Raw genomic sequence first — 24,133 nt, 5'->3', positions numbered from 1 at the left:
TTACTCCTTGCTCCGTATGGGTCGTCGCATTGCTGCGCCGGTTGGCACAGCAAGAGCGATGACTTGGCGTCATGGGGAGGCGGCCTGTCACGGGCCGCCCGGGTGCCGGCGTCATTCGAAGTATTCGAAGTCCGGCGGATCCGCCACAGCGGGCGGATCGGAAGTGGCGCGCACAATAGGGGGCAGCTCCCCAATCGCAACTGAACTTTGGTGCTTGACAGGAGTTGGGTTTTCTGGAGCGAAGCCGCCGCCGCGCCGGGCGGCGGTGGGCGTTAGCGCCACGATGCGGCGCGATGGGCTCAGGGAAATTGCCGACGTTGCATCAGCATGGCGTACACCTTGACCACTGGATCGGCGTGTTCGACCAGTTGCGCGAGCCGCTGATCGCGATCCGGCCAGCGCTGCAGTTGGTCGGCGACCATGCGCAGGTCGCCGAACCAGCTGTCGTGGTCGCGCGCGTAGTAAGGGCCCGACAGTAGCGGCGCGAGAATGCCCATGCCACGGTCGCGCGCGGCGCTGGCGGGCGCGTACTCGAGATAGCGCAGTAACTCGCGCAGGCGCGCGCGCTGCACGCGACCGCTATCGTCGTTGCTCGCAGTTTGCTGAAGTACGCCGTGGTCGAGCTGGTCGAGGAATTCCATCGATGCCTTTTCCACATCGGCATCGTTCCCGTGGACAGAGGGATCCAGTAGTTGCGTGCGGATGTTGTGGCCTGCCTGGCGGATCAGCGAGACCGCTTGATCGTCGAGCGACGGCGCGGCGGCCGGCGGTGCGTCCACGATGCGCTCGTCGGGCAGTTCGGCGACGTAGAGTTGCTCCAGCATCCAGTGGTTGCCCTGCACGCTGGTCGGGCAACGGGTCTGCGCCAGATGTGCCGCAACATAGCCACGGTAGGCACGCTGCAGTCGCTCGCGCAATGCTGGGTCTTGCAGTTGTTGCAGCAGCAGCGGTACGTCGCCGGCGATGCTCAGTTCGGTGGCGGTGAAGCCTGGATCGTCGTTGCGAATGCGGTCGAACATGCGCGCCAGATTGTCGGCGAGTTGCGCTTGTCCGGCTTTCTCCAGTACCGCGCTTGCGAGGACCATCTTCAGTGCTGGAGCCACGTCGGTTTCGTGTTGCGCTGCGTCCACGCGCTTGGCCAGTGCTGCCGCGCGCGCCGCGGCCTGCGCCGGTAGTAATGCGCTGGCCAGCGCATAGGTCGGACTGGGATCGTCCAGGTAGGGCGCATCGCAGCTACCGGCCTGTGGTGTTGGCAGGGCGACGAACAGCGCTTCTGGTTGCGCGGGCGGTGCCAGTTGTGCTGCTCGCGTTTGCAGCGACAAGCGGTCCAGACCAGCGGTAAACGGTGCGTGCAGTTCATCGGCGTGCTCTTCCCTGATGTAGCCGACGCTGGCCAAGCCGGGCAGACGCCGTTGCGCGCGTTCGGCCAGGGTCGAGGCTTGTTGTGTCAGCCGCTGTACGGCCGCAGCGCGGTTGTCGCTGGCGTTTAGTGGTATATCTGGTGACGCGGCGATGCGCAGCAGCACGTCGGCCTGGAAGTCGGCTGGCAGTGCTTGCGCCGCGGCGAGGACGTCGCGCGCCGCAGGCCCGGGCACGCTGCCGCTGGCGTCGGACGATACGGGTGCTGGCGTGGGTATCTGCATTTTTTCGGCGCTGGTGCGCTGACGTGTTGCGGCTGTGCTCTGCGTGCTGCGTGCGGTTGCCGCGCGTTGCAGCAACGGCACGCTGACGCCAGCAATCAGCAGCGTCAGCACCAGATAACGGGGACGGAGAACGGAACGCATCGGGGGATGCTCCTGTAAGGAATAGGATGGCTGCACGGCGCGGGCGCGCCGTGCAGTGTCGGGAAGCGACGCTCCCCGACGCGACCATGCAACGGTCAGTCGTACAGTGAGGGGTAGCGATGCACGTCGGAGTTGATCACGCTGAGCGGATCGTCGGTGATGATGCTGGTGAAGCCGGCGGCTGCCTGCGCCCGGAAGTTGGGCCGGTCGTCCGCGATCTCATTGCCGAAGTACTTGGTGGTCGACAGGTAGTCGTTCAGCGACGCGCAGCAGGTGCCGTTGCTGCGAACGTAGTGCCGACCATCGTGGTTGCGGAAGCGGTATTCCGGCACCGGCGAGAACGCGCCGAGCGCGCGTTTTAGTGACTGTTGATCCGCTAGCATTTCGGCGGTCGGGTCGCCACGGCGCGGCTGCTTGTTGCCGATTTCCAGCCAGGCGAAGCCGACGTTGCTGTTTCTCGCTTCGGTAATCCAGGCTTCGACGCGGCACAAAGGAGTATCGGGAGTTCCGAGCCCGCCGCATAGGCCGTTGTAATTGTCGGCGAGCTTATCCATGTCGGGAGCGTAGATGGTCGGCGCGAACGGCACGCCTTTGGTGTAGAGCTTGATGTCGTCGGGATTTTTCGCCAATAGCGAGGCGCTGAACTTCAGCACCACCTGATTCTCCATCCTGTAGTTAAGGACGATGTCTGCCGCGCGCGAAACCGCGTCCAAGGTCTTCAGGTCAAGCACCACCACCATGTGATTGGCGTTGCTGTACACGGTGTTCAACGCGACGGCCAGCGTCGCCGGGCGGTAGCGGGTCCTGACGAAAAATCTGTCGCGCAGGAACGAGTTGTCCAAGTCTGCGGTGGTCATGGTGCGGATGTCAGGATCCCAGCCGGCTGGATTGGTTGGCGGCTGGAAGATATTGAAGTTTGGATTGTGATCGATCACGCGACCGGCATTCTGATCGTGGAACAGCCAGAGTTGGCCGTCGGCGGCCTGCTTGATGTCCAGTTCGATCGCTTCGACGTCGTGCCTGTAGGTATTGATGATCGAGCAGACGGAGTTCTCCGGGCAGCCCCTGCCGATCATGCCGCGATGCGAGATCACGGCGACGTTGACTGTGTTGCCGATATAGGGGTCCTTCATCGTGTTGAGGATGTGCTGCGGATTCCAATTGTTCGCCGCCGAGGCGACACCGGACAGCGCCGCGCAGACTAGCGCCAAGCTGAGAGTTTTCAAGAACTTTCTTTGCAGTTTCATGGATTCTCTTCCGTTCATGGGTTGATGGAATGAAGTGAAACAAGCACAACGCCGCCGCAATTGTTCGTGCGTCATCGTTTGCGGCGGATTGTTCGAAGCGACGAGTCTCGTCCTGGTGTTGCATGCCACCCGTCTGATAAGACGTTGTGCGCGGCTATCGCGCGGTGTCGTCAGTATTGGGGCAGATGCTGACGACAGTTACGTGTCAGTTAGGCGCAGTTGGCGCACCGTTCGTCGTTTGGATCATATATGCGCCACGCATGCGCGATGCGCGCGCAGTGTGTTCAACACGTTGCCGGTATCGGGCAGCGCGCGCTGGCAGGTGTCGTGTGTAGACATATGCGTTGGCCTGCCGTTGGCGATGTCATTGCCAGCGTGTTGATTTACAGGCGCGTACGTTGCGCAAGTTCGCGTCGGGCGATGTCCAACAGGATGGAATCGCCGGCATTGCCGCAGGTTGCAGCGGCGCGGTGTTTGCTGTGGTAATAGTGCCCAATTCCTGGCAGCGCCGTGCGTGAGTGCTACACGGGCATCGCCAGGATGTGGGCCGATTGACTACCGTGTGGTGTCTGTTGCGTGCAGGTAGTGTTGGAGTGCCAGGACTTCGTCGGTCTGGATCATGCTGACACCGTAGTTGCGCAGTGCACCCCAGACGCTGGCCGGATCGCGCAGCGCGCCTTGGTCGGTGTAGTGGGCCGACAAGCGCATTGGCCGACCGCTGGCGATGTCGCTGGTCATCGTGTTGACGAACAGACGCGCGTGTTGCGCCAGTTCGCGCTGAGCGATGCCCAGCACTGAGGGGTCGTCGAACATCAGCTGTACCACTGCTGGTCGCAGTGCCGAGGCATGGCGCAACGCCTGCTGTGGCGACAATGCCGAGTCGCGCTGCGAGTACAGCGCCTGCACCGCGATGTCGGCTTTGTGTGCGCGTTGCAGGACGGCCTCTGGTACGTCCAGCGGCACGTTCAACAACACATCGCGCTGCGCTCCTGCGGCCTCGACTTCATCCATGATCTGGTCCAGCGACGCGGCTTTGACGTCCAGGTTCACCAGTACGTGTCCGTGCGCCAGTGCCAGCGCCTGGGTCAGCGTCGGTGGATGCCGTTCGGTCAGGGTGCTGGCGCTACCGCCGCCCTGGCTGCGCACGTGCAGCGCGGCAATCTGTGCCGCGTCCAGGTCGGCTATCGCGCCGTGGCCGTCGGTGGTGCGGTCCACGGTCTCGTCGTGCATCAGCACCAGTGCGCCGTCGCGGGTGGTGCGGACATCGATCTCGACCATGTCCACGCCATGCGCGATGCACGCGGCGATGCCGTCCAGCGTGTTCTCCGAGGCGAACTTCCAGCACGCGCGGTGCGACACCACCAAAGCTTCGCCATGTGGATCGCGCAGGCGATCGGACAGGCTCGGCGTCGCTGCGAGGGCCATCATCGGTAGCGAAATCGCCGCGCTCATCAGGAGTTTTCGATAGTGCATGTTCACCATCTCCAGGTCACTGAAGCGTTGTAGTTGCGGCCGAAGATCGGTCGCGCGTAGATCGCATCGGCGGTGCCTTGTCCGGACAGCGTGTCCACGCGTGCGTTGCCTTCGGTCAGGCCGAGGTCGTTACCGACGTTGGCCGCGTGCAGTTGCAGTTCCAGATGGTCGCTCAGCTGCGCGAACACGCCCAGGTCGTAGGTGGTGTAGGCGGGCAGGGCGGTGGCATTGGTGTAGTCGACGTAGCGTTGGCCCATGCGGTACGCGGTGGCAGACACTTGCAGTGGACGACCGGCGATGTCGAAGTACAGCGTCGGGCTGAGCGAGGCCATGAACTTGGGAATACGCGAGATCTGCTTGCCGTCCAAATTGCCGTAGCTGATGCCGGTGGTGGCATTGCTCAGGCCGCGGGTCTGCGGGTCTTGTAGCGTGACCGACCCGGTGATGCCGAACAGGGGTAACGGACGCCAGGTGAACTCCGATTCCAGACCGACGGTGCGGGTCTTGCCGACCAGGGCCAGGTTCTGTACCGCGCCTGCATCGTTGAGCACGATCGCGCTGATCGACAGCGCGTTGAAGCGGCTCCAGAAGCCCACTGTCGAGAACGAGAAGGTATCGCCGAAACTGCCGCGCAGGCCGGCCTCGGCCTGGTCGATGTCGGTAACTGCCGCGTTTTGAGTCTGATAGACGTTCTGCAGCCGTGGCAGGCGTTGCGATTCGGTATAACGTGCGAACGTTTGCAATTGCGGGGTCAGCGCGAATTCGGCGCCGAGCGTCCACTGCGTGGCATGGCGGTGGTCTGTGCGCGCGTTGAACGCACCGCTGAGGCCACCGACATTGTCATCAGCCAAGGTGGTCGGATCGCCCAGGTTACGGGTGGTATTGGCGTATACGCCGCCGCCGGCGTTGTAGCGGGTGTAGCGCACGCCGGCATCCAGGCCGAGGCGGCCAAGGCGGACCGAGTCCCACAGGTACGGCGACAGGTAGGTGCCGTTGGCGAAGCCGCGGGTGACGCCGTTGCCGTAGCGCACGAAGCCGTTCTGGGTGACCGAGCCGACCACGTTGCCCGCCGCGTCGTAGGCCAGCACATCCAGCCGCTGTGCGTTGTTCTGCAATGTGGTGAGCACGATATTCTGGAGCCGGTCCTGGGCGTACTCGAAGTGCTGTACGTTGATGCCGGCAGTGAGGGTGTGCTTGCCCAGTGCCGACTCGTCGAACGCTTTGCTCAAGCGCAGATCGTCGGACAGCGTGCGCAGATGGGTGCGTGCGTTCCACAGTCCGCTTTCCAGCACCAGACCGTCGGCTGTGGCGGGATCGTAGGGGGCATCGTTGCGGTCGAGCACATAGCCGGCCTGGGCGACGCGATTGCCGAAGCCGTTGCGCGCGCGACCGAGTTGGGTGCCCAGATAGGCGTTCGCATCGTAAGGTGCCGCACCGGAAAACAGTGAGGTGTAGTCCACTTGCGCATCGACGAAGCGCATCCGGTTATTCAACGTCACGCTATCGGTCAGGTTCCACTCCAGGTGCGTGCCGAGTTGTTTGACCTTGTTATGGATGCCGTCTGCCAGATCTAGGTTGCGTGCCAGGGTGTTGTTGCCGTTGAAGGTCAGCGCGGTGGTGTGGCGTAGGTCGTTCGACAGCAGGGTGCCGTCCAGCGGATCGATTAGGGTGGACAGCGACTGCGAGGGGTTGCGTGGGTCGGCGAGCGGGATCGGGTTATAGAACGCGGTGTGGTCGTTGAGGTATTTGGCATCGACGTCGAGGACCGCATCGTCCATCAAGAAGGTTAGGTTGCCGCGCAACTGGCCGCCCTGGTCGGCGGTGTAGCCGGTGCGGCGCAGGCCGTCGTCGCTGCGGTGGTAGCCGCCGATGCTGTACAGCACGTTCTCGCTGAGTGGGCCGGAGCTGTAGGCATCCTCGCGGCGCAGGCCGTCGCTGCCGACGGTCATGCGCACCGCGCCTTCGGGCGTGGCGGTACCGTGGCGGGTGATGGCGTTGACCGTGCCGCCCGGTGCGTTGGTCGCGAACAGCGGCGAGGTGCCGCCGCGGACTACTTCCAGGCGCTCGGTCATCATGTCCAGCGCGAACAGCGTGTCGACGTTGAAGAAGCTTTCCTGTGGCTCGTCGAACAGGGTCATGCCGTCTTCTTGGTATTGCACGTAATACCAGCCACCGGCAGGCAGGCCGCGCACGTACAGGTTCTGCCCACCCCCCTGCCCACCAGAGGGTTCGGCCGAGAAGCCGGGCACCGCGCGCAGCATGTCCACGCTGCTGGCCGGCGTGCTGCGGTCCAGTCGCTCCTTGGACAGCACGCTGATCGCGAACGGCGCGTCTTTCTGCGACTGGCCTTGCGGCGTACCGGTGACCACGATCTGGTCCAGTGTGGTGGTGCTGTCGGTTGGTGGTGCCGCCGACACTTCGGCATGCACGGCAGGAGCGGCGGAAAGAATGGATGCGAGCGCCAGGGCCAGCAGGCTCGGGTGCAGAAGAGTGGAACGCATGAAACCCCCATTGGATATATATGGGGGTAATACTATTTACCATGTATTAAAATTGTATGTCGACATGCTAGCGTGGTTCGATTCGCGCACGCGCCGTTCTGTCTGGTCTGTCCATGCTGCATCCCGATTTCCCGCCGCGCGTCAGCGCTGGCGGCCGCCAGTTGCTCAATCGTGTGTTCAAGACCGGGGTGCAGACGCAAGCGGCGTTGAGCCGGGAGCTGGATTTGTCGCAGCCCACTGTGGCGCGCCTGCTGCAGGGCTTCGTCCAGGAGCGCATGGTCCTGCTCAGCCCCCGCGTTGCTGGCGGGCCCGGCAATCCCAGCGTGGACGTGCGTCTGGCGCCGGATTACGCCTACGCGTTCGGCATCGGCCTGATGGGCGACGTGGTGGCGCTGGCGCTGGTCGATTTCGCTGGTGGCGTGCGCAGCCAACGGCGGATCGCTCTGGCGGACATGCGTCGCGGATCGGTGCTGGCGCACTTGCTGCGGTTCCGCGCGGAACTTCTGGCCGAGACCGGGGTGGACCCGAGGCGGATCGTCGGTGCGGGCATGGCGATTTCGGCATTCTTCACCGGGCGGGGCCAGCAGATGGTCGGACCGCCGACCCTGGAGGATTGGACCCAGGTGGAACTGGCCCCCATTCTGGAAGAGGCGTTGGGTTACGCGGTCATCGTCGAGAACGATGGCGCGGCGGCGGCGGTGGCCGAGAGCCTGTACGGGGTCGGCCGGGACTGCCGCGATTTCGTCTATCTGCACCTGACGAACGGTTTTGGTGGCGGGATCATCGCTGATGGCCGTCTGTTCCGTGGTCATCGCGGCAATGCCGGCGAGTTCGGTGGCATCTGGACTGTTGGCGGCATGGCCTATCCGAACCTGGACGCGTTGTTGGCGCTGGTGCGCGCGGCGGGTCAGGACTACATCGGGGTGGAGCAGATGCTGGGCGCGATCGATGCGCATACGCCGGGCGTGGACGCCTGGCTGGACATGGCCGAGGCGCCGTTCGCGCAACTGTGCGCTTATCTCGCCTATACCTTGGATCCGCAGGCCATCGTCATTGGAGGACGGCTACCGGCGGCGATTGGCACGCGCCTGATCGAGCGCATCCGCATCCCGCGCGCACCCAATCGGCATGGTCTGTCGCCACCGCTGCCGCAGGTGTGCATTGCGCGCACGGTCGGCGATGCGGTCACCCTGGGCGCGGCACTGATGCCACTGCAGCGTGCCTTTTTTGCTTGAGTAGCTGGCCCGGCGCGCCCTGCATCAATAGGGCCGCCGCCATCGTCCGGCATAGCAACAGGCCTCACGGCCATTGCGACAGGTGCGTGCCTACAGGCGCGCCGCCAACCAACTGCCCTGGGCGATGGCGCGCTTGGCGTCCAGTTCCGTTGCAAGGTCGGCGCCGCCGATCAGGTGCGGGGTGCATCCGGCGGCTAGCAGCGGTGTCTGCAGCTCGCGGCGCGGCTCCTGGCCGGCGCAGACCACGACGGTGCCGACCGGCAGCAGCTGTTCGGTGCCGTTCACCCGGATCCGCAGGCCGGTGTCGTCCATGCTCAGATACTCGACCCCACCGAGCATGGTCACGCCCTTGGCCTTCAATGCGGCGCGATGGATCCAGCCAGTGGTCTTGCTCAGCCGCGCACCGGGACGGCCTGGGCTGCGTTGCAACAGCCACACCTTGCGCACCGGCGGTTCCGGGCGCGGCTGGCACAGTGCGCCGCGTCCCTCGAAGTGCGGATCCACGCCCCATTCGGCCATCCAGCGTGATGGGTCCAGTGCAGTCGATGCACCGGCATGCACGAGGAATGCGCCGACATCGAAACCGATGCCGCCGGCCCCGATGATCGCGACGTTGTCTGCCACCTGCACCCGTCCCAGCAGCACATCCAGATAGCCCACCACATTGGGATGGTCGGCGCCGGGGAAATCCACCTTGCGCGGCACGATGCCGGTGGCCAGTACCACGTCGTCGAAGCCAGCCAACCGCGCGGCATCGGCGGTGGTATGCAGACGCAGTTCTACCTCGGTGGTGTCCAGTTTGTGGCGGAAGTAACGCAGGGTCTCATGGAATTCTTCCTTGCCGGGGATCCGCTTGGCCAGGTTGAACTGGCCGCCGATCTCGGCGGCGCTGTCGAACAGGGTGACGCGGTGCCCGCGCTCGGCGGCCACGGTGGCACAGGCCAGGCCGGCCGGGCCAGCGCCGACCACGGCGATGCGCTTGGGCGTGCGTGTCGGCACGTAGTTCAGTTCGGTTTCGGCGGCCGCGCGCGGATTGACCAGGCAACTGGCGGTCTTGTTCTCGAACACGTGATCCAGGCAAGCCTGGTTGCAGGCGATGCAGGTGTTGATCGCCTGCGCCTGACCATGCCGCGCCTTGTTGACCCATTCCGGGTCGGCCAGCAATGGACGCGCCAGCGAGACCATATCGGCGCCGCCGCTGGCGAGGATGCGTTCGGCCACGTCGGGCATATTGATGCGGTTGGTCGCGATCAGCGGCACCCGCAGGTGCGGCTTGAGCTTGGCCGTGGCCGCGGCGAAGGCGGCGCGCGGCACGGAGGTGGCGATGGTCGGTATGCGTGCCTCGTGCCAGCCGATACCGGAGTTGATCAGCGTCGCGCCAGCCGCTTCAATGGCCTTGGCTTGCGACACGATCTCCTGCCAATCGCTGCCGTCCTCGACCAGGTCCACCAGCGACAGTCGGTAGATGATGATGAAGTCCGGTCCGCAGGCGGCGCGGATGCGGCGCACGATGTCCACCGCGAAGCGCATGCGCCGGGCCGCGTCGCCGCCCCAGGCATCGTGGCGACGGTTGCCGCGCGGTGCGAGGAATGCGTTGATCAGATAGCCTTCCGAGCCCATCACTTCGACGCCGTCGTAGCCGGCTTCGCGCGCCAGCCGCGCTGCGTGCGCATAGGCGTCGATCTGGCGCTCGACCCCGCGTGCGGACAGGGCGCGGGGAGTGAATGGCGTGATCGGCGCCTTCAGTCTCGATGGCGCCACCGACAGCGGGTGATAGGCGTAGCGCCCAGCATGCAGCAATTGCAGGCAAATCTTGGCCCCGTGCGCATGCACCGCAGTCGTTACCTGCCGATGCGGACGCACCTCCCAGGACCAGGACAGCTTGCCGCCAAAGGGCTTCAGCCAGCCGACGATGTTCGGTGCGAAACCGCCGGTGACGATCAGCCCGACACCGCCGGCGGCGCGTTCGGCGAAGTAGGCGGCCAGCTTGGGGAAGTCGCGGGCCCGGTCCTCCAGGCCGGTATGCATCGAACCCATCAGCACCCGGTTGCGCAACTGCGTGAAGCCCAGATCGAGCGGGGCGAACAGATGCGGATAGGCGGCGGGGGAGTTGGGCTGACCGGAGGTCGATGACATGGCGGAGATACGCTTGCGTATGGTGCGCAGGGTGCCTCGAAACCCTCGCCGCGGCAAGGGGGCTAGGCAAGGCGGATGGCGCGGCGGCGCTGTGTCTGCCGGCAGCCCCTATGCGTAGAGCCGGATCATCGACCGCGACGGTTCCCTGCTGCTGCCACCGCCGCGCCTACCGGGCTGCTCTAGTTCACCCCCAGCCGGCCAGTGCCAGTTTGCCGATGGTGCTGCCCGATTCCAGACGCCGGTGCGCCTGGCGCAAGTTGGCCGCGTTGATTGGGGTCAGCGTCTCGGTCAGTGTGGTGCGCAACGCGCCGGCGTCGACCAGACTGGCTGTACGCGCCAGGATGCGATGTTGTTCGATCATATCGGCAGTGCGGAAGCGCGGGCGCGCGAACATCATTTCCCAGTGGATGCCGATGCACTTGGCTTTGTACGGATCGCCGATGTGCAGCGGTCCGGTCGGCTCGACAATCAGCCCGACGTGGCCTTGTGGCGCGATCAGTTCGCCCAGTATCTGCCAATAGCGGTCGGTGTCGGCCAGGTTCAGCGCCGCGTCCACCTGCGCGATACCCAGCGCCTGCAACTGCGGTGCAAGCGGTTGGCGATGGTCGATCACGTGGTGTGCGCCTAGTTGCAGGCACCAGTCGCGTGTCTGGGGGCGCGAGGCGGTGGCGATCACGTCGAAGCCGGCGTGCCGCGCCAACTGGATCGCGATCGAGCCGACTCCGCCAGCGCCGCCGATCACTAGCAGGCACAGGCCGCGGTTGCGTGCGTCGTCGAAGTCGAACGGCATGCGTTGGAACAGCAGTTCCCAGACGGTCAGCGTGGTCAGCGGCAGTGCCGCGGCCTGGGCGAAATCCAACGTAGCCGGCTTGCGCGCGACGATGCGCGCATCGACCAACTGGTACTGCGCATTGCTGCCGGCGCGGGTGATGTCGCCAGCGTAGTACACCTCGTCGCCGGGTTCGAAACCTTCCGCATGGGGGCCGACTGCTTCGACCACACCGGCAGCATCGTAGCCCAGTACCTTCGGCTGGGTTTCCAGCGACGCTTTGGGTGCGCGCACCTTCGTGTCTACCGGGTTGACCGACACCGCCTCCACCCGGATCAGCAGGTCGAAGCCGGTAGGGGGTGGTGGCATGGGCAGGTCCATGTCTTGCAGTGACTGCGGATCGTCGATCGGCAGGTATCGGGTGAGAGCGACCGCTTTCATTGATGACTCCTGGGTATTGGAGAATTGGGGAAAGGAGGCGATGCCATGGTTCGGAGTGGTCGCAGAGTGCGCGTGGAGACGCAAGCTAGGAAACCGACGCCACCACGGACACACGGGGCTGGTCGTCTCTGATCGCTGCATGTGGGCTGGTTGACGGGAGGGGCCGACTGACTGGTGTAGATTTTGCCTCAACTGTTGAGCCGTGCTTGCGCCCAAGATCAGGCCTCCAACCGGTGCGACACCGGCTCCTCGCGATCATCGGCCGCATTGCAGTGCAAAGGGGGCGCCTGCCCACGACCAGTCGCGCTGACGGCCCTATTGCCGCTTCCGTCGAAGACCGAGCTGGCCAGGCCACTGCTGTGGCGCGGTCCAGAATGGGATCTGCATCGTTGTGCAGGCTGCTGTCTACCAGGGCAAACGCAAATGTGAAAGTTGCGTTGCATGATTTCATCAAGCTGTATAGGGTGTATCCGGTGCCATGCAGCAGGTGGCGTCGACGTCCACATGTTATGCGCTCGTTAACGCCATCTTCACTATGCCGAGCATAATGTGCCCGGCGATGGCATGAGGAAACGGCCGTCTGGATGTGATGAGACATCTGTTACTTAACCATGCCTCTATCGTTTTATCTCCCCGAAACAAGGAGCTGTATTAATGAACAAAAAAATTCTCACCGCCGCGTTGTTGGGCGGTCTGGCCGTCGCCCAGGCAGCATCCGCTCAGGAATTCGACGACCGCTGGTACCTGACCGGTGCGGCTGGTTTCAATTTCCAGGACGTGCACCGTCATACCAACGACGCCCCGTTCGTTACCCTCGGTCTGGGCAAGTTCATCAACCCGAACTGGTCGTTGGACGGTGAACTGAACTATCAGAACCCGAACTTCAAGGCCAACGAAGATCTGAATTGGAGCCAGTACGGCGTCTCGGTCGACCTGCGCCGTCACTTCATCCAGGAAGGCCGTGGCTGGAACCCGTACGTGCTGTTCGGCGCTGGCTACCAGCGCGCTGAAGAGTCGTTCTCTAGCTTCCCCGTCTCCCCCCTCAAGCGCAAGGACGGCAATTTCGCCGCCAAGGTCGGCGCCGGTCTGCAGACCACTTTCGACAAGCACATCGCTGTGCGCGCCGAAGTGGCCTACCGCGCTGACTTCGACGACAAGAGCGTCGCGGCTCCGTCCAGGAACTGGTTCGGCGACGCGCTGGCCTCGGTTGGCGTTGTGATCCCGCTTGGCCCTGCCCCGTCCGCTCCGGTTCCGCCGCCGCCGCCGCCGCCGGTTGCGCCGAGCTGTGCGGATAAGGACGACGACGGTGACGGCGTCAACAACTGCGACGACAAGTGCCCTGACTCCAAGCCGGGTCAGACCGTTGGTCCGGACGGTTGCCCGGTGCCGGTGTCGATCGACCTGAAGGGTGTCAACTTCGACTTCAACAAGTCGACCCTGCGTCCGGATGCGATTGGGCTCCTGAACGAGGCTGTCGGCATCTTGAACAGCTATCCCGACCTGAAGGTCCAGGTGGCCGGTCACACCGACTCCATCGGTAGCGACAAGTACAACCAGAAGCTGTCCGAGCGTCGCGCCCGCGTCGTGTACGACTATCTGGTCAAGCACGGTGTGGACGCTTCGCGTCTGGACGGACCGATCGGTTACGGCAAGACCCGCCCGATCGCGCCGAACACCAATCCGGATGGTTCGGACAATCCGGAAGGCCGCGCCAAGAACCGTCGTACCGAGCTGAACGTCGAGAACAAGTGATCGGACGTTTCTAGTCTCAAGCAAAGCCCGGCCTCGTGCCGGGCTTTGTGTTTGTGTGTGCTCGTCTGATAGACGAACTCGCCTCTGCGCTATTCGCACAGGTCAGCGGTACATACGCCGCCGGGATGTTGTGATCGGTGCCTTTTGTGCGTTGAATTTTTTATCCTTCCCAATTATTTAGCGGATGTAGTGCCGGTATCGGTTGAAACCATGCCGTGGCCTGCCTACACTCGCTGCGTCGTCTCGCCCGAATGGAAAAAAACGATGCTGCGTATCGTGACGGTCGGCCTGCTTGGTCTGGCCCTGGCTCCTGTTGCTCATGCTGTACCGGATTGCTCCGGTGACCTCCTGCCCAAGCCCTTGGCGTTACCGGCCACGGTTGCCGCGCCGGTTGCCGCCGAGCTGTCCAGCCGTACGATGCAACTGGGCATGCCCAGCGGTGTGCTGACCCAGTCCTACAGCAGCGATCAGTCGCTGGATCGCGTGCTGCTGCGCCTACGTGCGGAGGGGTGTCAGAGCCTGGCCAAGGCCATTGCGCCCGGTGGTGCGGTCAATCCGAACGATCCGGCGGCCTACAAGCCGACGACCGAGTTCGATAACACGCCGTGGCGTTTTGATATGACTCAAAACGGAAAGCGCATGACCGCCGCGGAATTCGATGCATGGATGAAGGCGCGTGGCGTGCATGTGGTCAAGGCCCGTCCGGCCGCCGTCCCGGCCGCTGCGACCGATGCACCGGCGCCTGTCGAAGCCAAGTAAACGCGGCGCGCGTTCGTCTGCGGTCCGGTCGCTGTCTGCGTCCAGATGGTGCGAGAGCTGAAAACGCCGCGTTCAGGCCGGTCGCGTTCGCTGACGTCGAAGGTGGCTTTGCCTGCCGTTGCGGTGGGCGGGCCACGGCATGGTCTGGCGCGCACGCTGTCCAAGCTGGGGCTGTGCTCGCGGACCGAGGCGGTGCGCTGGATTGCCGCCGGTCGCGTTGCGGTCGATGGACGGATTGTCACCGACCCCGAATTCCCGATCCTGCGTGGCCGGCATCGCCTTGCCTTGGACGGTGCGCCGCTATCGGCGAGCGAACGCCTGTATCTGATGCTCAACAAGCCGCGTGGGCTTGTGACCACGGCGCAAGACGAGCGTGGTCGCGAGACGGTCTACCGCTGTTTCGATGGTGCCGGCTTGCCGTGGCTGGCGCCGGTCGGGCGCTTGGACAAGGCCAGCGAAGGCTTATTGCTGTTCACCAACGATCCGCAATGGGCGGCGCGCGTCACCGATCCGGGCAGTGGCCCGGACAAGACGTACCACGTGCAGGTGGATGTACTGCCGGATGCGGCACTGTTGCAGCGCATGCGTGCGGGCGTTATGGCCGATGGCGAAGCGCTATGCGCCAAGCAGGTGCGTTTGCTACGCCAGGGTGAGCGTCATGCCTGGCTGGAGGTCGTGCTGGACGAGGGGCGTAACCGGCAGATCCGGCGTCTGCTCGCCGCGCTTGGCGTGGACGTCGTGCGTCTGGTGCGGGTGGCGATCGGCACGCTGGCGCTGGGCGAACTGGGCAAGGGCGCTTGGCGGACACTCAGTGCGGCCGAAGTCAGCGCGTTGGCAGTGGCAACTGACGTCAGCGCGCAAGCCGCGCGCTGAATCGCAGCGACTAGATTGCCGAAGTCGGAGTGCGTCGTGGTCGGGCTCTTGAATGGGGCGACGTAGGTTCTACATATTGTTGCCTGCCTGCCTGCCTGCCTGCGTCGTCCCCTTGGCCATCACATCCATGCAGTCCTCTGCCGAGGTGTCGCCAGAATATCTGGCCTGCGCGGCGAGCAAGCATGCTTGGCCTGGAGGCGAACGCATCTCAGGTGCCGATGATGTTCAACTCGCGGCCGATCCGAGTGAACGCATCGATGGCTTGGTCCAGGTGCGCGCGGGTGTGAGCGGCGCTGATTTGGGTGCGGATGCGTGCCTGCCCCTTGGGCACCACCGGGAAGAAAAAACCGATTGCGTAGATGCCTTCTTCGAGCAGTCGCTCGGCAAAGCGCTGTGCCAGCGGTGCGTCGTACAGCATCACCGGGCAGATCGGGTGAGTGCCGGGCTTGATGTCGAAACCGGCCGAGCTCATGCGTGCACGGAAGTAGGTGGTGTTCTCGACCAGACGTTCGCGCAGATCGCCAGCGGCGTCCAGCATCTCGAATGCTTTGATGCCGGCGGCCACCACGTGCGGCGGCAGCGAGTTGGAGAACAAATATGGCCGCGAGCGTTGGCGCAATAATTCGATCACCTCGCCTCGGCCGGTAGTGAACCCGCCCAGCGCGCCGCCCATGGCCTTGCCCAGGGTGCCGGTGAACAGATCGATCCTGTCCAGCACGCCCTTGACCTCGGCCGAGCCGCGGCCGCTGCGGCCGAGAAAGCCGGTCGCGTGGCACTCGTCGATGTGGACCAGCGCGTTGTATCGCTTCGCCAGTGCGGTGATTTCGTCCAGCGGGGCGATGAAGCCGTCCATCGAGAACACCCCGTCGCTGGTGATCAGCTTGGTCTTGCAGCCGGCCGCATCGGCGGCCTGCAATTGCGCTTCCAGGTCGGCCATGTCGCAGTTGGCGTAGCGGAAGCGTTTTGCTTTGCACAGGCGCACGCCGTCGATGATCGAAGCATGGTTGAGCGCGTCGGAGATGATCGCGTCGTGTTCGCCCAGCAGTGGTTCGAACAGGCCGCCGTTGGCGTCGAAGCAAGCGGCGTAGAGGAGCGTATCCTCGGTGCCGAAGAACGCGGCGATCTGCGCCTCCAGCCGCTTATGCAGGTCCTGGGTGCCGCAGATGAAGCGCACCGAGGCCATGCCGAAGCCGTGCGTGTCCAGCGCGTCCTTGGCTGCCGCGATCAGTGCAGGATGATCGGCCAGACCGAGATAATTATTGGCGCAGAAGTTCAGCACGCGACGGTTGTCGGCCAGGGTAATTTCGGCCGCTTGCGGGCCGACGATGATGCGCTCGGACTTGAACAGGCCCTGCGCGCGGATTGCGTCCAGTTCGTCGGCGTAGTGCTGGGTGAGACGGGAGTCGGTCATGACGGGCACGCACGGCGGAAAAGGGTCGTCGATCTTACCGTGGCGGCGCTTTCGCCGAGAGACTGTTGGACCGACGTCATTGTGGTTCGTGCGACGATCTGGTTCTGAGCGAGCACCGACACGATGAATGGTGTCTCGTTGCGCCCCGCGCCTTTGGAGATTCAGCGCCGCACGCTCGCGGCCGATCCGTTACCAGCTCAGGACCACTTTGCCGGCCTTGCCTTCTTCCATCAGGTCGAAGCCTTTTTGGAATTCGTCGATGGTCAATTGGTGGGTGAGGACTTTTCCCAGCGGAAAACCGGATAGGACCAACTGGGTCATTTTGTACCAAGTCTCGTACATCTTGCGACCGTAAATGCCTTGCACGGTCAGGCCCTTGAAGATGATCTTGTCCCAGTCGGCGCCAGCGCCACGCGGCATGATGCCGAGCATGGCGATCTTGCCGCCGTGGTACATGCAGTCGAGCATGTCATTGAAGGCGCGCGGGTTGCCGCTCATTTCCAGGCCCACGTCGAAGCCCTCCATGTGCAGGTCGGCCATCACGTCCTTGAGCGAGGTATCGGCGACGTTGACCACGCGTGTGGCCCCCATGTCCGCCGCCAGCTTGAGGCGAAAGTCGTTGACGTCGGTGACCACCACGTTGCGCGCACCGATGTGCTTGCAAATGCCGGCGGCGATGATGCCGATCGGGCCGGCGCCGGTGATCAGCACATCCTCGCCGATCACGTTGAATTCCAGCGCACAGTGCGCGGCGTTGCCATAGGGGTCGAAGAACGCTGCCAACTCCGAGGGAATCGGGTCGGGAATCGGCCACAGGTTGGACACCGGCATCACCATGTACTCGGCGAAGGCTCCGTTGACGTTGACGCCGATGCCGAGGGTGTTCGGACACAGATGCGGGCGCCCGCCGCGGCAGTTGCGACAGTGGCCGCAGACAATATGGCCTTCCGCGGAAACGCGCTGGCCGAGCTGGTAGCCGCTGACCGCCGCACCCAACTCGGCGATGCGGCCGACGAACTCGTGGCCGATGGTCAGGCCGGGCTTGATCGTGCGCTGGCTCCACTCGTCCCACAGATAGATGTGCAGGTCGGTGCCGCAGATCGCGGTTTTTTCCAGTTTGATGAGGACTTCGTTGGGACCAGGCGTCGGTACCGGCACTTGTTCCAGCCAGATGCCCTTGGCTGCGTCGCGCTTGACCAGCGCCTTCATTGTCTGCGCCATGGCGGTGCAAGGCTCGGTTGGAGAAGGACGAAGTATAAGCCGCGCGTCCGCCCGGCTATACGGTGCGGCGTACGGGGTGCCATTGGTCACGGTCGGGAAGCGCCGGTGAGGCCGTTAGACTGTCGCATCTTTCTTCGAGGAACCGCTCTATGCGTCCGACTCCATGGGCTATCGCTGCTGCTGTCGTCGCCGTCCTGGCCAGTGTCTCTTCCGTCCATGCGGGTGAGGGCATGTGGGTTCCGCAGCAGTTGCCGGATATCGCTGGCCCGCTGCAGCAGGCCGGGTTGAAACTGCCGCCGCAACAACTGGCCGACCTGACCGGCGATCCAATGGGGGCTGTGGTTTCGCTGGGTGGCTGCACCGCCAGCTTCGTCTCGCCGCAAGGCTTGGTGGTGACCAACCACCATTGCGCCTACGGTGCGATCCAGCTCAATTCCACCCCGCAGAAGAATCTGATCCGCGATGGTTTCAACGCCGCCATCGGCAGCGCGGAGTTGAGTGCTGGGCCGAACGAACGCATCTACGTACTCGATCGCATCACCGACGTCACCACGCAGGCCAAGGCCGCCATGGACGTCGCTGGCAAGGATGCGCTCAAGCGCACGCAGGCGCTGGAAGACTTCGACAAGGCCCAGGTCGCCGCGTGCGAGGCGGAGGCCGGTTACCGCTGTACGCTGTACAGCTTCTCCGGTGGCAACACCTATCGTCTGTTCCGTAATTTGGAAATCCGCGATGTGCGCCTGGTGTACGCGCCGCCGTCGGGAATCGGCAAGTTCGGCGGCGACATCGACAACTGGATGTGGCCGCGCCATACCGGCGATTTCTCGTTCTTCCGCGCTTATGTCGGCAAGGACGGCAAGCCTGCGGCCTATGCCAAGGACAACGTGCCCTACCAGCCCAAGCACTTCCTGACCTTCGCCGACCAGGCGCTGGGTGCTGGCGATTTCGTGATGGTGGCCGGCTACCCTGGGCGGACCAATCGTTATGCGCTGGCCGCCGAATTCGACGCTGTCGCCGACTGGGGCTATCCCACCGCCGCGCGCCATTATCGCGACCTGATCGCGTTGGTGGAGCGGGCAGGTAAACAGGATCCGGAAATTCAGGTGAAGTACGCGGCCACGATGGCCAGTTGGAACAACGTCGCCAAGAATTACGAAGGCCAGTTGGAAGGCTTCAAACGCATTGACGCCACCGCCAAGAAACGCGAACAGGAGCGTGCGGTGCTGGAGTGGTTGAAACATCAAGGGCGCGACGGCAGCGCGGCCCTGCAGGCGCATGCGCAACTGCTGGCGCTGAGCGAGCAGGCCAAGGCCACCCGCGACCGCGATCTGGTGCTGGGGCAGTTGCGTCGCACTGGCGTGCTGGGGAGTGCGGTGTCGCTGTATCGTCTGGCGATCGAACGCGCCAAGCCGGATGCCGAGCGCGAGCCTGGTTATCAAACACGTGATCTGCCCGAGACCGAGGGCGCGATGAAGCAGATGGAGCATCGCTATGTTCCGGCGATGGATAGCCAGTTGCAGCGCTACTGGTTTGCGCAATACCTGAAACTGCCCAAGGCGCAGCATCTGCCGGCGCTGGATCAGTGGCTGGCTGGCGCTGACGCGCAAGCCGCCGCCACGCGCTTGGCCGGCACCCGCTTGGGCAGCACCGAGGAGCGCCTGAAGTGGTTGCATGCCGATCGCGCCGCGTTCGAGGCCAGCGACGATCCGGCGCTGCGCTACGCAGTGGCGTTGATGCCGGCGTTGCTGCAGATCGAGCGCGACCAGAAGCGCCGTAAAGGCGAGGAACTGTTGGCGCGTCCACGCTATCTGCAGGCCGTGGCCGACTACAAGAAGAGCCAGGGCGAATCCGTGTACCCGGACGCCAACTCCTCGCTGCGCATCACCTTCGGCAACGTCAAGGGCTATGCGCCGAAGGATGGTGTGTTCTACACCCCGTTCACCACACTCGACGGCGTGGTCGCCAAGGATACCGGGGTCGAACCATTCGATTCGCCGAAGGCGTTGCTGCAAGCGGCCAAGGCCAAGCGCTATGGTGGCCTGGAAGACAAGCAACTGGGCACGGTGCCGGTGGACTTCCTGTCCGACCTGGACATCACCGGCGGCAACTCCGGTTCGCCGGTGATGGACGCACACGGCAAACTGGTCGGTCTGGCGTTCGACGGCAACTGGGAGTCGGTGAGTTCGAATTGGGTGTTCGACCCGGCGATGACCCGGATGATCGCGGTCGATGCGCGCTACGTGCACTGGATCATGCAGGAAGTGGCGCCGGCACCGCGACTGTTGAAAGAGTTGAAACTGGCCAAGTGATGCAGGCGGCGCGACGGCGGCGCTCTGGTTGCCGCCGTCATTGCCGGCAGTGGTGACGATAAAGCCGCGCCGCGCAGGTTTTCACGAACGGAGCGAGTATCATGCCGCTCCGTTTTCGTTTGCGAAACGGTTTTTCCCCCAACGGAATCTCAGCGCATGCGCATTTTGCTCGCCCGTCACGGTGAAACCCCGTGGAACGCCGAAGGTCGCTACCAGGGCCAGATCGACATCCCGCTTTCCCCGGTAGGCGAGGCCCAGGCCCAGGCGTTGGGTACGCGTCTGCGCGAGGTGCCGCTGTCACGTGCGGTGGCCTCGCCACTTTCGCGTGCGCAGCGCACCGCCTGTTTGGCCCTGGGCGCCGAGCGCGAAGCGATGTTGCAGACCGAGCCGGACTTGCAGGAAATCGCCCACGGTGAGTGGGAGGGTTTGTTGGCCAGCGAGATTCACGACAAGGATCCGGCGCGCTTGCGCGCCTGGCGGGAAGAGCCGGACACCGTGCTGATGCCGGGCGGGGAGTCGCTACGGCAGGTGCTGGAACGCTCCTGGCGTGGTCTGGCGCGTGCCACCGAGGGGCTGGGCGAACACGACACCCTGCTGGTGGTGGCACACGATGCGGTCAACCGGGTGATCCTGTGCCGAGTGCTGGGTTTACCGATCGCACGGCTGTGGAGTTTTCGTCAGGCGCCGACCACTTTGAATCTACTGGAAGGGCCGGATCTTGACCAGTTGGAGGTGGTGCGCTTGAACGATTGCGCACACCACACGCCGTTCTTTGGCGAGGCAAAGCACCGAGCGCTGTAATCGCTCGCTATTCGTTCGCGTTGCGATGGTGTGCGCAGTGATGCGAAAGCACAAAGCGCGGCCTTGGCGGTTCAAGTATTTTCGGTGCATCAATAATCGAGTCCTGTCGGTCCTATGAACACGAGTCCTGTTACCCTCTCCGATTGGCTGACCTACATCGAGCAGCAACATCCGTTAGCCATCGCCATGCGCCTGGAGCGGCTGCGTGCGGTGGCTGCGCGCATGGGCCTGACCCGGCCGGCCAAGCGGGTCATCACCGTCGGTGGCACCAACGGTAAAGGGTCGACGGTGGCCTTCATCGAGTCGATCGCGCGCGCCGGCGGTTGGGCGGTGGGTAGCTACACCTCCCCGCATCTGCTGCGTTACAACGAGCGGGTGCGCATCGGTGGCGAGGAGGCCAGCGATGCGCAATTGATCGCCGGCTTCGTGGCAGTGGAAGCGGCGCGCGGCGATACGCCGCTGACCTATTTCGAATACAGCACCCTGGTCGCACTCTGGCTCTTCGAGCAGTCAGGGTTGGATCTGGCGGTGTTGGAAGTGGGCCTGGGCGGCCGGCTAGATGCGGTGAACGTGGTCGATGCCGATGTGGCGGTCATCACCACCGTGGACATCGACCACACGGAATGGCTCGGTAGCGACCGCGAAGCGATCGGCACGGAGAAGGTCGGCATCGCACGGCCGTGGAAGCCCTTGGTGCTCGGCGAGATTGACCCGCCCTCCAGTGTGCTGCGTCACGCCTATGCGATCGGCGCTAGTGTGCTCCGCGCCGGCAGCGATTTTTTCCACGAACCGCTCGACGCCGAACGTTGGCGTTGGCGCGATGTCGGCACCGAACTGTCGTTGCCGTTGCCGCAGTTGCGTGCGTCGGTACAGCTGGCCAATGCCGCCACCGCCATCGCCGCGCTGCGCGCGTTGCGCAAGTCCCTGCCGCGTAGTGCCTACGCCGAGGGCATTGCGGCGGCGCGTCTGGGTGGACGGCTGCAGTCGTGCATGCGCGATGGCGTGGAGGTGCTGGTCGACGTCGGCCACAATCCGCAGGCGGCGCGGGTACTGGCCGCATCGCTGCAAGCGCAGCCGGTGGTCGGCGCGACCCGGGTCGTGTTCGCGGCATTGGGCGACAAGGACGCCGTCGGTGTGGTGAAGGCGCTGGAAGGGCAGGTCGATGCCTGGCATCTGGCCGGCTTGTCCGGAGTGCGCGGTCAGAGCGGTGTGCAATTGCGGGAGCGGCTTGCAGGCACAGCCGCCGCCGTTGCTGTCGTCGCCGAGAACGTCGTGCAGGCGTTGCAGCAGGCGTTGCAGCAGGCGCGTCCCGGCGACCGGGTGCTGGTGTTCGGTTCGTTCCACACGGCGGCCGACGCGCTGCATTGGCTGCATTCAGCCGGTTGATCCCGTCCCATGCCAGGGGCACCTTATAATCGCCATGGCACTCCGCCATGCCGCTCCCCCAATTTTTCCGTGGATACCGTCCTGAAACAGCGATTGATTGGCGCCCTGATCCTGGTGGCGCTTGCCGTGATTTTCCTGCCGATGTTGGTCAAGGGGCCTGCGCCCGATAGCGGGGTCGCCAACGTACCGCTGAAGGCGCCCGCCGCGCCCGCCGATGGCCAGTTCGAGACCCGAGAGTTGCCCTTGGTGACTCCGGGTGACACCCCCAGCGGCGGTGCGGTGGGCATGACCCAGACGCCCGCTACCCCTGCGGCGGCGCCTGCCGCCGCGCCCGCGCCGGTGCAGGACAATCCCGATGCCGCCGATCTGGCCACTCCGGCCACCGGCAGTGCCGCGCAACCGCTGCCGCCGAGCGTGGCTGCGGGCAATTACGCGGTCAATTTCGGCGCTTACGCCACCCCGGCCGATGCCGATGCGGTGGTCGCGCGGCTCAAACAGGCGCATTTGCCGGGTTTCCGCGAGGCGACCATGCTTGGCGGGCGCCAGGCATGGCGGGTACGGATCGGCCCCTATGCCGACCGCGCCCAGGCCGAATCGGTACGCTTGCAGGCGGTCAAGGTGCGTAACGATGTCAATGCCCAGGTGGTGACCCTGGACGCTGCACCCAGTCAGGCCGTGCCGCCGTCGGCGGCCAGCAGCGTTGCCGTTGCCGCGCCGAGCGCGCCGGCCAAGACCGAGGCGTTGCCGGCGCCGCAGTCCAAGCCGGTTGTCGCAGCCAAGCCGGCGTCGCCCAAGCCCGAGCCTGCCAAGCCCGAAGCACCCAAGCCCGAAGCACCCAAGTCCGAAGCACCCAAGTCCGAGCCGACCAAGCCGGCCGTTGCTGTTGCGGCGAAACCGGCACCTAGCGCGCCGGCGGCGCCGGCCGCTTCCGGCACCGGTTTCGCCGTCCAACTGGGCGCGTTTGCCAAGAGCGAAGACGCCGATGCCCTGCGCGATAAGGTGCGCGCGGCCGGCTTCAGCGCCTTCGTCGAGCAGGTCCGCACCGACAAGGGCACCTTGAGCCGGGTCCGGGTCGGGCCGGTCGCCAACCGTGCCGATGCCGAGCAGTTGCGCGTGCAGGTCGCGGCAAAGGTCGGTATCAGCGGTATGGTACGTCCACATCCTTGATCGGGCTGCGGCCCATGGAGTTGCCTGCATGTTCCAGGGAAGGCAAACGTGGTACGCGATCGGTGCGATCAAGCTGCCTGGCCTCAGGAGGCACGCATGATCGACATCGTGTTGTTGGCCGTGATCCTGGTCTCGGCCTTGCTCGGTGCCTTGCGCGGTTTCGTCGGCATCGTGGTCGGGACCTTGTCCTGGCTGCTGGCGGGTTGGGCCAGCTTCCGGTTCGGCGGCGATGTCGGGCGTTGGCTGGCCGACAGCCCGCATCCGAGCATGAGCTACTATCTCGGCGGCTATGCGCTGACCTTCGTGACGGTGATGGCGGTGGTTGGCATCACAGGCATGGTGATCCGTACCGTGGTGCGTTCCACCATGCTTTCGGGTACCGACCGCGCACTTGGGTTTGGCCTGGGTGCGCTGCGCGGTGGCTTCTTCGCTGCCGTGCTGATCTTGCTGATGAGCTTCACCCCGCTGACCCGCGAACCGCAGTGGCGTCAATCGATCCTGCTGCCGGTGCTGAGCCCCGGCGTGAGCTGGATGCGCGCGCAATTGCCGGACTGGCGCATGCCGCAGTTGAACATGTCGCAATTACCGCAACTCAACATGTCGAAGATGGATTTGGGCAACATGCCTGCGGCGGGCGATAATGCCACCGTGCACAATGCCCTGCAGGCGAGTGCGATGCAGGACATGATGTCCAAGGCCTTGGGTCGTTCCGGGGCGCGGTCCGCCCCGGCTGGGAGCGATTCGTCGCGGCTGATGCCTGCGAACATCGACCCGGCGCAGGCGCGTCCGGCAGTGCGCGACCCGGCATGGGTCCAATCCAACGGCCAGGCACGGCCACCTTCCCAATAGCGGCATTCGTGCTGCGGAG

General features: G+C 64.6%; 17 protein-coding genes. 9 read left to right on the top strand and 8 right to left on the bottom strand.

Features of this window, described 5'->3' with window-relative positions; all coding sequences use genetic code 11:
• Positions 1 to 299: 299 nt before the first annotated feature.
• The 4 genes from XalbCFBP2523_RS09190 to XalbCFBP2523_RS09175 all read right to left on the bottom strand — a co-directional run bounded on the left by XalbCFBP2523_RS09190 (position 300) and on the right by XalbCFBP2523_RS09175 (position 7,005).
• Positions 300 to 1,784, bottom strand: coding sequence for a hypothetical protein (locus XalbCFBP2523_RS09190; protein WP_196296852.1), 1,485 nt, complete (start codon positions 1,782 to 1,784; stop codon positions 300 to 302).
• Positions 1,785 to 1,879: 95 nt separating this feature from the next.
• On the bottom strand, positions 1,880 to 3,031 hold the full coding sequence (locus XalbCFBP2523_RS09185) for a glycerophosphodiester phosphodiesterase family protein (RefSeq protein ID WP_045765270.1): 1,152 nt from the start codon (positions 3,029 to 3,031) through the stop codon (positions 1,880 to 1,882).
• 555 nt (positions 3,032 to 3,586) lie between these two features.
• Positions 3,587 to 4,504, bottom strand: a complete 918-nt coding sequence (locus tag XalbCFBP2523_RS09180) for a glycerophosphodiester phosphodiesterase family protein (RefSeq protein WP_230599019.1) — start codon at positions 4,502 to 4,504, stop codon at positions 3,587 to 3,589.
• A 2-nt stretch (positions 4,505 to 4,506) separates the two neighbouring features.
• The gene (locus tag XalbCFBP2523_RS09175) at positions 4,507 to 7,005 is read right to left on the bottom strand and encodes a TonB-dependent receptor (protein WP_045765271.1); all 2,499 of its coding nucleotides are present in this window, start codon (positions 7,003 to 7,005) and stop codon (positions 4,507 to 4,509) included.
• 113 nt (positions 7,006 to 7,118) lie between these two features.
• On the opposite strand from XalbCFBP2523_RS09175, the gene XalbCFBP2523_RS09170 reads away from it, so the two are divergent.
• Positions 7,119 to 8,240 carry an ROK family protein gene (locus XalbCFBP2523_RS09170; protein ID WP_045765272.1) on the top strand — a complete coding sequence of 374 codons (1,122 nt, stop codon included), beginning with the start codon at positions 7,119 to 7,121 and terminating at the stop codon, positions 8,238 to 8,240.
• Positions 8,241 to 8,330: 90 nt separating this feature from the next.
• On the opposite strand, the gene XalbCFBP2523_RS09165 is transcribed toward XalbCFBP2523_RS09170, so the two are convergent.
• Together XalbCFBP2523_RS09165 and XalbCFBP2523_RS09160 are read right to left on the bottom strand one after the other, a co-directional pair.
• Complete coding sequence (locus tag XalbCFBP2523_RS09165; RefSeq protein WP_045765273.1) at positions 8,331 to 10,376, bottom strand: NADPH-dependent 2,4-dienoyl-CoA reductase; 2,046 nt, start codon at positions 10,374 to 10,376, stop codon at positions 8,331 to 8,333.
• Positions 10,377 to 10,560: 184 nt separating this feature from the next.
• Positions 10,561 to 11,586: a zinc-binding alcohol dehydrogenase family protein gene (locus XalbCFBP2523_RS09160; protein WP_045765274.1), complete on the bottom strand. Its 1,026-nt coding sequence runs from the start codon at positions 11,584 to 11,586 to the stop codon at positions 10,561 to 10,563.
• A gap of 654 nt (positions 11,587 to 12,240) precedes the next feature.
• Here XalbCFBP2523_RS09160 and XalbCFBP2523_RS09155 point away from each other — a divergent pair.
• The 3 genes from XalbCFBP2523_RS09155 (at position 12,241) to XalbCFBP2523_RS09145 (ending at position 14,970) form a co-directional block, all read left to right on the top strand.
• A complete protein-coding gene (locus tag XalbCFBP2523_RS09155) occupies positions 12,241 to 13,338 on the top strand; it encodes an OmpA family protein (protein WP_045760419.1) in 1,098 nt (365 codons plus the stop codon).
• A 264-nt stretch (positions 13,339 to 13,602) separates the two neighbouring features.
• Positions 13,603 to 14,097: a hypothetical protein gene (locus XalbCFBP2523_RS09150; RefSeq protein ID WP_045760420.1), complete on the top strand. Its 495-nt coding sequence runs from the start codon at positions 13,603 to 13,605 to the stop codon at positions 14,095 to 14,097.
• Positions 14,098 to 14,142: 45 nt separating this feature from the next.
• Entirely contained in the window at positions 14,143 to 14,970 is an 828-nt protein-coding gene (locus tag XalbCFBP2523_RS09145) for a pseudouridine synthase (protein WP_080928038.1), read from the top strand.
• A 208-nt stretch (positions 14,971 to 15,178) separates the two neighbouring features.
• Here the strand turns inward: XalbCFBP2523_RS09145 and kbl are convergent, their stop codons facing one another.
• Both kbl and tdh read right to left on the bottom strand, forming a co-directional pair.
• The gene (kbl, locus tag XalbCFBP2523_RS09140) at positions 15,179 to 16,381 is read right to left on the bottom strand and encodes a glycine C-acetyltransferase (RefSeq protein WP_045765275.1); all 1,203 of its coding nucleotides are present in this window, start codon (positions 16,379 to 16,381) and stop codon (positions 15,179 to 15,181) included.
• A 189-nt stretch (positions 16,382 to 16,570) separates the two neighbouring features.
• Positions 16,571 to 17,602, bottom strand: coding sequence for an L-threonine 3-dehydrogenase (tdh, locus tag XalbCFBP2523_RS09135; RefSeq protein WP_012915101.1), 1,032 nt, complete (start codon positions 17,600 to 17,602; stop codon positions 16,571 to 16,573).
• A gap of 149 nt (positions 17,603 to 17,751) precedes the next feature.
• Between tdh and XalbCFBP2523_RS09130 the strand changes: the two genes are divergently transcribed.
• The 5 genes from XalbCFBP2523_RS09130 (at position 17,752) to XalbCFBP2523_RS09110 (ending at position 24,114) form a co-directional block, all read left to right on the top strand.
• A complete protein-coding gene (locus XalbCFBP2523_RS09130; RefSeq protein ID WP_045760423.1) occupies positions 17,752 to 19,911 on the top strand; it encodes a S46 family peptidase in 2,160 nt (719 codons plus the stop codon).
• A gap of 156 nt (positions 19,912 to 20,067) precedes the next feature.
• A complete protein-coding gene (locus tag XalbCFBP2523_RS09125) occupies positions 20,068 to 20,712 on the top strand; it encodes a histidine phosphatase family protein (RefSeq protein WP_012915103.1) in 645 nt (214 codons plus the stop codon).
• A 114-nt stretch (positions 20,713 to 20,826) separates the two neighbouring features.
• The gene (gene folC / locus XalbCFBP2523_RS09120; RefSeq protein ID WP_045765276.1) at positions 20,827 to 22,098 is read left to right on the top strand and encodes a bifunctional tetrahydrofolate synthase/dihydrofolate synthase; all 1,272 of its coding nucleotides are present in this window, start codon (positions 20,827 to 20,829) and stop codon (positions 22,096 to 22,098) included.
• A gap of 69 nt (positions 22,099 to 22,167) precedes the next feature.
• Positions 22,168 to 23,265: an SPOR domain-containing protein gene (locus XalbCFBP2523_RS09115; RefSeq protein WP_045765277.1), complete on the top strand. Its 1,098-nt coding sequence runs from the start codon at positions 22,168 to 22,170 to the stop codon at positions 23,263 to 23,265.
• Positions 23,266 to 23,361: 96 nt separating this feature from the next.
• Entirely contained in the window at positions 23,362 to 24,114 is a 753-nt protein-coding gene (locus XalbCFBP2523_RS09110; RefSeq protein WP_045760426.1) for a CvpA family protein, read from the top strand.
• Positions 24,115 to 24,133 lie beyond the last annotated feature (19 nt).

It is taken from the genome of Xanthomonas albilineans, assembly GCF_002939705.1.
Taxonomy (GTDB): domain Bacteria; phylum Pseudomonadota; class Gammaproteobacteria; order Xanthomonadales; family Xanthomonadaceae; genus Xanthomonas_A; species Xanthomonas_A albilineans.
The sequence above is the reverse complement of the archived record's forward strand: the minus strand, read 5'-3'. Positions and strand labels throughout refer to the sequence as shown.